General features: G+C 44.9%; 10 protein-coding genes and 1 pseudogene. 8 read left to right on the forward strand and 3 right to left on the reverse strand.

The window, feature by feature from the left end:
* Window positions 1-8 precede the first annotated feature (8 nt).
* Window positions 9-173 carry a hypothetical protein gene (locus AZ66_RS32165; RefSeq protein WP_162833935.1) on the reverse strand — a complete coding sequence of 55 codons (165 nt, stop codon included), beginning with the start codon at window positions 171-173 and terminating at the stop codon, window positions 9-11.
* Window positions 174-317: 144 nt separating this feature from the next.
* On the opposite strand from AZ66_RS32165, the gene AZ66_RS26190 reads away from it, so the two are divergent.
* Window positions 318-761, forward strand: coding sequence for a GNAT family N-acetyltransferase (locus AZ66_RS26190; protein WP_021256717.1), 444 nt, complete (start codon window positions 318-320; stop codon window positions 759-761).
* Between the two features lie 104 nt (window positions 762-865).
* Window positions 866-1,099, forward strand: a complete 234-nt coding sequence (locus tag AZ66_RS26195; protein WP_021258061.1) for a DUF3892 domain-containing protein — start codon at window positions 866-868, stop codon at window positions 1,097-1,099.
* 72 nt (window positions 1,100-1,171) lie between these two features.
* On the opposite strand, the gene AZ66_RS26200 is transcribed toward AZ66_RS26195, so the two are convergent.
* Window positions 1,172-1,909: an MBL fold metallo-hydrolase gene (locus AZ66_RS26200; RefSeq protein WP_044357569.1), complete on the reverse strand. Its 738-nt coding sequence runs from the start codon at window positions 1,907-1,909 to the stop codon at window positions 1,172-1,174.
* 161 nt (window positions 1,910-2,070) lie between these two features.
* Between AZ66_RS26200 and AZ66_RS26205 the strand changes: the two genes are divergently transcribed.
* From AZ66_RS26205 to AZ66_RS26220, 4 genes are all read left to right on the forward strand, one after another.
* Window positions 2,071-2,274 carry a hypothetical protein gene (locus AZ66_RS26205; protein ID WP_036618724.1) on the forward strand — a complete coding sequence of 68 codons (204 nt, stop codon included), beginning with the start codon at window positions 2,071-2,073 and terminating at the stop codon, window positions 2,272-2,274.
* Window positions 2,275-2,422: 148 nt separating this feature from the next.
* Window positions 2,423-2,968 carry an N-acetylmuramoyl-L-alanine amidase gene (locus tag AZ66_RS26210; RefSeq protein ID WP_052648890.1) on the forward strand — a complete coding sequence of 182 codons (546 nt, stop codon included), beginning with the start codon at window positions 2,423-2,425 and terminating at the stop codon, window positions 2,966-2,968.
* 157 nt (window positions 2,969-3,125) lie between these two features.
* A complete protein-coding gene (locus AZ66_RS26215; RefSeq protein WP_044357570.1) occupies window positions 3,126-3,722 on the forward strand; it encodes a stalk domain-containing protein in 597 nt (198 codons plus the stop codon).
* Between the two features lie 110 nt (window positions 3,723-3,832).
* Window positions 3,833-4,144: a DUF1292 domain-containing protein gene (locus AZ66_RS26220; RefSeq protein ID WP_021256711.1), complete on the forward strand. Its 312-nt coding sequence runs from the start codon at window positions 3,833-3,835 to the stop codon at window positions 4,142-4,144.
* A gap of 119 nt (window positions 4,145-4,263) precedes the next feature.
* Here the strand turns inward: AZ66_RS26220 and AZ66_RS26225 are convergent, their stop codons facing one another.
* Window positions 4,264-4,674, reverse strand: coding sequence for a DUF1885 family protein (locus AZ66_RS26225; protein ID WP_044357571.1), 411 nt, complete (start codon window positions 4,672-4,674; stop codon window positions 4,264-4,266).
* Window positions 4,675-4,873: 199 nt separating this feature from the next.
* Between AZ66_RS26225 and AZ66_RS26230 the strand changes: the two genes are divergently transcribed.
* Window positions 4,874-5,161, forward strand: coding sequence for a DUF3055 domain-containing protein (locus tag AZ66_RS26230; RefSeq protein WP_021258055.1), 288 nt, complete (start codon window positions 4,874-4,876; stop codon window positions 5,159-5,161).
* Between the two features lie 143 nt (window positions 5,162-5,304).
* Window positions 5,305-5,496 (forward strand): annotated as a pseudogene (locus tag AZ66_RS33140) (IS1182 family transposase); the annotation flags it as partial.

Raw genomic sequence — 5,496 nt, forward strand, 5'->3', positions numbered from 1 at the left:
ATGCTTCATTAATCTGTGTTGGATGAATGATTGGGCTGCCTAGCTGTGCTGTCTATAGGCTCTTCCGCATCCCATTTGCGTGCGTAGGCTTTCTTCGTCACGTAGAGAAGCAGAAGCACCATGCCAACTACCATGACAACAACTGCAATTACTGTAGCCAGTATCGGATCCATCGTGTACCCCCTTGCTAATGTAAGCGTGTCCGTTATTGCAACTATACATGAAATTCATTTTTTTGTATAATATAAATTCGTTTGCAGCAGCTAAGATATTATACATAATAGCTGTTGCATCATTTCATTCGGAGGTGAGTGGGAGTGGCTGCTGAAATCATTGAGGTTAAGACACAGGAACAATTGGACGAGTGTATTGCGATACGAAAAGAAGTATTCGTTGCTGAGCAACATGTACCGGAAGAAGAAGAATGTGACGAGTACGATAACTTGGATGCTCCGGCCTTTCACGTCCTGCTGATGTCAGACGGACAGTACGCTGCAACAGGACGAGTGAAGCTGTTGGATGAATTCACTGCTAAGATGCAGCGCATTGCAGTAAGAAAGCCATTCCGCGGGAAAGGGATTGGAAGAGTTTTAATGGTAGGTCTGGAGCAAATCGCCCGGAAACACGGTGTGGAGAAATGCGTGCTTGATGGACAGTGCCAAGCGGAAGGGTTCTATCATTCTTTAGGGTATGAGACAGTGTCAGAGGAGCCATTCTTGGATGCGGGTATCCCTCATATTCGCATGGAGAAGAAGCTGTAAATCGGTATACCGATACTCGGTTCATAAAAGTTGTGGGTTATGGACACTCTACCTAACAAACGCATCTGATGTAGGATGCATAAAGTCAGGAGGATGATGTTCGTATGTCACAGCGAGAATCCATTGTAGCTGTTCAGAAGAATGGGGACGGGGATCTAACAGCGTTCCAGACGAATGCAGGCCGAATCTTAAATTACGAGCAGGCTCTTCAAGCCGTGCAAAATGGAGAAATTGCGGGTGTGAATGCCTTCAAGGGAAGAGACGGCGGTACTTATCTTCGTGGCGATGCTGATGGTGATCCGAGCAACAATCTGGATAATTTGCCGACTTTCCAATAACGGTATAGAAGACATAGCAAAAGAGCACTTGCAGCGGCCACATTGGGTCGTTGTATAGTGCTCTTTGGCGTATTATTCGATTGAATAGAGTCGGTGTTGATCGATAAAGGACATGGCGCCAGTATGTCCTTCGTACTGCGGTCGTTCATCTCCATAGTGCATGAGGAAGGTTAGCTTCTGGAGTGCATCTGGAAGCGTCAAGAGCTCGGCCAATGTCGCATGAACCTCTCCATTCCCACCTAATTGACAGTCATGGAAGATGGTAGTTACTCCACGCTGTTCAACTAAGCGGTGAAGCAGTTCAGGCTGGAACTGCATATCAGCGCTGTAGAAAAAATGATTATTGATAAGAAGAGAGAAGCTGCGCTTGCCTTCAATATGTGGAGTCTCTAATAATTCGACGGTAAGACCCGCTGCAATGTCATATGGCTGCCCTGGCTCTATTGCATGTACATCGAATACATCCTCTATGCTGCTTATTCCCTCTTGGGTAAGCCCACCCTTCAATGTATGCTCCCATAATACGGATACGAGTGGCGAAGCTATGTAGAGTTTTGGCTTACGTCCATATTTAAACTTCATCTGGAAGGCCAATTCTTCTAATCCCCCAACATGATCAGCATGAATATGAGAGATAAGAACACCATCGATGTCAGAGAAAGACTTATTCAAATGGTGCAGAGCCATCGGTGCCGTAATTCCACAGTCGATGAGCAGTGTGAATCCACCAGAGTAAAGTAATCCATTGTTATTGAAGTATGATTTGGCAAATGCACTGCCTGTCCCTAACATTTGTATGTGAAGGTTCATCTTCATCCTCCTATTGGCTGACAAGGCTAGAATTACGCCTATACTGTACCATGTCTGGGATAAATGCACAAGCAAGCCAGCGCAATCTGCATAATGTGCAATAATCAGGTTCGGCCGGAAGCGGCAGGCAACGTGAAATGCACATGAAGCGGGTGAAGGGCATGACGAAGGGGAAGGGCAAAAAGAAGACGAGTCTACAGTCTGGTCGTGAACAGTTCTCGATGAAAATAGTAACTTCGGATCGGTGTGAAGTGTGTAAGACACCGTGCACGCGTGGGATGGATTATGTAGAGCGGATGTCTCAGCCAGGCGCAGTTGGAAATGGTGTTCCCTGTATCTTAACCCGTACCAAAGTGGGTGGCTAATTGTCCCTGCCCTAATAATAGGGTACATGTCCCCGGGAGTGATATCCAAGCCTGCTGTACACCCAATCATTTCCCGGGACATAATGGATTACCGGATCGTGCGAATCACCTACAATCGTCTTACCTATTGAACAATGGGGGGATCGTGATGCAGTTGGAGATTGTATGGAAGGGAAATGAGCATACCAATTCGAGTGATCGCAAGGGGGAGATCCCTGCAATTATTGTGAATCATATTTCTGCTCAGAGCTTAACGAGTCTAGATGCATGGTACACATGCCCTGACAACAAGATTTCTTCAGCTCATTTTGCAGTGTCCAAGAATGGGACAGTTCATCAATATGTAACCATTGAGCGAATGGCATTTTCACAAGGACTAGAAGGAGAACGAATTGCCTTAGCGCCTGCTTTTGTTGTACGTGAAAAAGGAATGAATCCTAATCGATATGCTGTATCAATCGAGCATGAAGGAATGGACGGGCTGCTGACAGAAGAACAGTATCAGGCATGTCTTCGTTTGCATCGTTATATACAACGATATGTAATGAAGAACTGGGGACATTGGATCTCGTTGGATTATGAACATGTATTGGGACATTTTCAGATCGATGCCATAAGAAAAGCGAACTGCCCAGGACCTAACTTTCCGTGGAGCCGGTTATATGAGGATATGCGGCAAATGGAGGAAGGGTGAGAACATTGGTGGGATACCACACGGTTTTGCGGGCGAAACAGTTCATGGCTTTGTTCATGATCGTATGAATGCACATGAGAGTTATTTGCGAATTAGGCGCAACTCTAATGCATGATTGGAGTATAACTTTACAACAAAGAAATTTGGGGGTAACGAGATGAAATGCAGGAGACTTGCAGCATTCGTTCTGCTTGGTTCTATTGTGGGCGGAGCGTATGCATCGGCACAGACAGATGTCGCACCTAGTTCTGCGCAAGCCGCTCCAGTGGCTGATAAGATTGATGTTGTTCTAAATGGGAATGCGGTAAATGAAGGCGGGTATATGATAGATGGACGTGCTTATTTGTCTGTACGACAAATACAAGAAGCACTTCAGGCATTTATATTCTGGGATGATGCCAATAAGAAGGTCGTAATTGACAAGCCTAATGTGGACTTGCTGCTGTTCAAGGACAATAAACCATTTGGCAAAGTCGAGACAGGGAAGACCTCCTTTACAGTATTCGTCCAAGTCGACAGTTTGCAGTCGACAGTTGATGCAATCAAGATTACGATCACTGATCCGAAAGGGAAGACAACGGCGCTTCAGGAATCGAGTGTTCCGACAAATGAAGATAACTTCTGGTTCCGTACGAATGAGCATAAGTATGATTTCAAGGCGAAGGGCGACTATATGATCTCTTGTTATTTGAGACAGAAGAATGGTGAATTCACCCTTATATCGCAGAAAAAATTGCCTGCAATCCAACCTTAGCTTTTGGTTATTATACATACTGAGGCGAGTAGGCGTTCGTTGACCTCTTTCGCAGAAAGTGGTACGATACGTGAGTATGACCACTACCTGAACATAAAGGAGATTTACTCATGAGCGAACATAACCATGATTGCGGATGTGGACATGATCATGATCACGACCACGATCACGATCATGAATTGATTATTACAATGGTAGACGAAGACGGCAACGAAATCGACATGACGATGGTCGAGACGTTCAACGTCGACGAGCAGCTATATGCACTTCTTCTCCAACGCAACGATCCAGAAGCAGACGGCATTATCGTACGTCTGGAAGAGCAAGGCGAAGAAATGGCAATGCTTCCTATCGAAGATGACGCTGAGTGGGAACGCGTACAGCAAGCATACAATGAATTGGTAGCTGAGCAAGGCGAGTAATTCATTCGCTCTGCCAACATACAGGTATGGAACAAGCTCCGGAGAATTCCGGGGCTTGTTCTATTTGTAGAGCATGATTCCGTTCGAGCGGATGAATTGGGATGTTCTTATAGTTGCGCTTATTTGCGTGGATTGTAATACATAATTCTACCGTTGAACAGCGTAAGTTCCGCCTTCCACTTTTTCGCCAAATATTTGCACAACTCGTTCCCTTTGGCCTTGTCTCCGTGAGTGGCATCGTCAGGCAGAACCATTTGCACGTAGCAGCGGGAATTCTCTTTCTCACCAACACCAAATACGATATGTCGATATAATGGATTGGAACCTTTTAAATAGAACCATTCCTGCTCTTGCCCGGGCTTTGTTTCAATTGTATATGGAAAGGCAGCCTCGGCATAATCCCAGCCTAATTGTTCTCCGGTTAATTGGGTTTGTTCCCGGTAATGGAGAAGTTGGCCCTTCAATTCATCTAATGTAATGGACGCAACCTCCGAACCATCGACAAACGTAATGAATGCGCTTTGACTCATCGAATCTATCCTCCCCTTGGGACATCTTCTGCTTATAGCACGAATCGCTTACATCATACCATTTGACTGAATATGATGGCAATATTTACATGGAATGAAGTTCGAATCTTGTTCTAGGAACGCGATTTATGTTATACTTGATCGTATAACCATTAAATGGTTTGTGTTCTTGGAAAAGGATATCCCGAGGAGGTGTGCGATGTTTGACCATTTGTATGAAGTTTCGGAGCAAGCAAATGTTACCTTTGTCGGTTGGGCCACAGAACAGATTCGTTATGATTTCGCACTCATTTATTCCGATCATTTTGTCGGCAAGACATTAGTTGTATGTATGCAGACTGGTCGCTCGACATTATTATGTGCCGACGATTTGCGTCCAGAAATTCTCCAAGTCAAATTCAATCTGCCTCATGCAGAGGCTGCCAGTGAAGCGGCGCAGCTGTTGCTTACGCGAATACATCCACTCGAGGTGCAGGATCAATACTAAATGATCCTGCAGAGAATGAATGGGGCTGTCCCAAAAGTCGAACGACTTTTGGGCACCCCTGTTTTCAAAAATGTAAAACAAAAAGAAACCGTTCTTTAGTAAAATGGAAGTACCACCCACCATTTACGAAAGGAACGGTTTCTTTGTACATTCAATATAGCATGGATCAACTTTATCTGCCAATGGATTTGGAAGAAGACATTCCCCAAAATCACCTCGTTCGTATCATCAATTATGCGGTGAATCGCATAGACGATCAGATATTTGCAGCAGCTTATCCCGGTGGAGGCCGAAATAGTTACCACCCGAAAATGCTCACTAAAATTCTCATCTAT

It is taken from the genome of Paenibacillus sp. E194 (assembly GCF_000935845.1).
GTDB classification, from domain to species: domain Bacteria; phylum Bacillota; class Bacilli; order Paenibacillales; family Paenibacillaceae; genus Paenibacillus_B; species Paenibacillus_B alvei_B.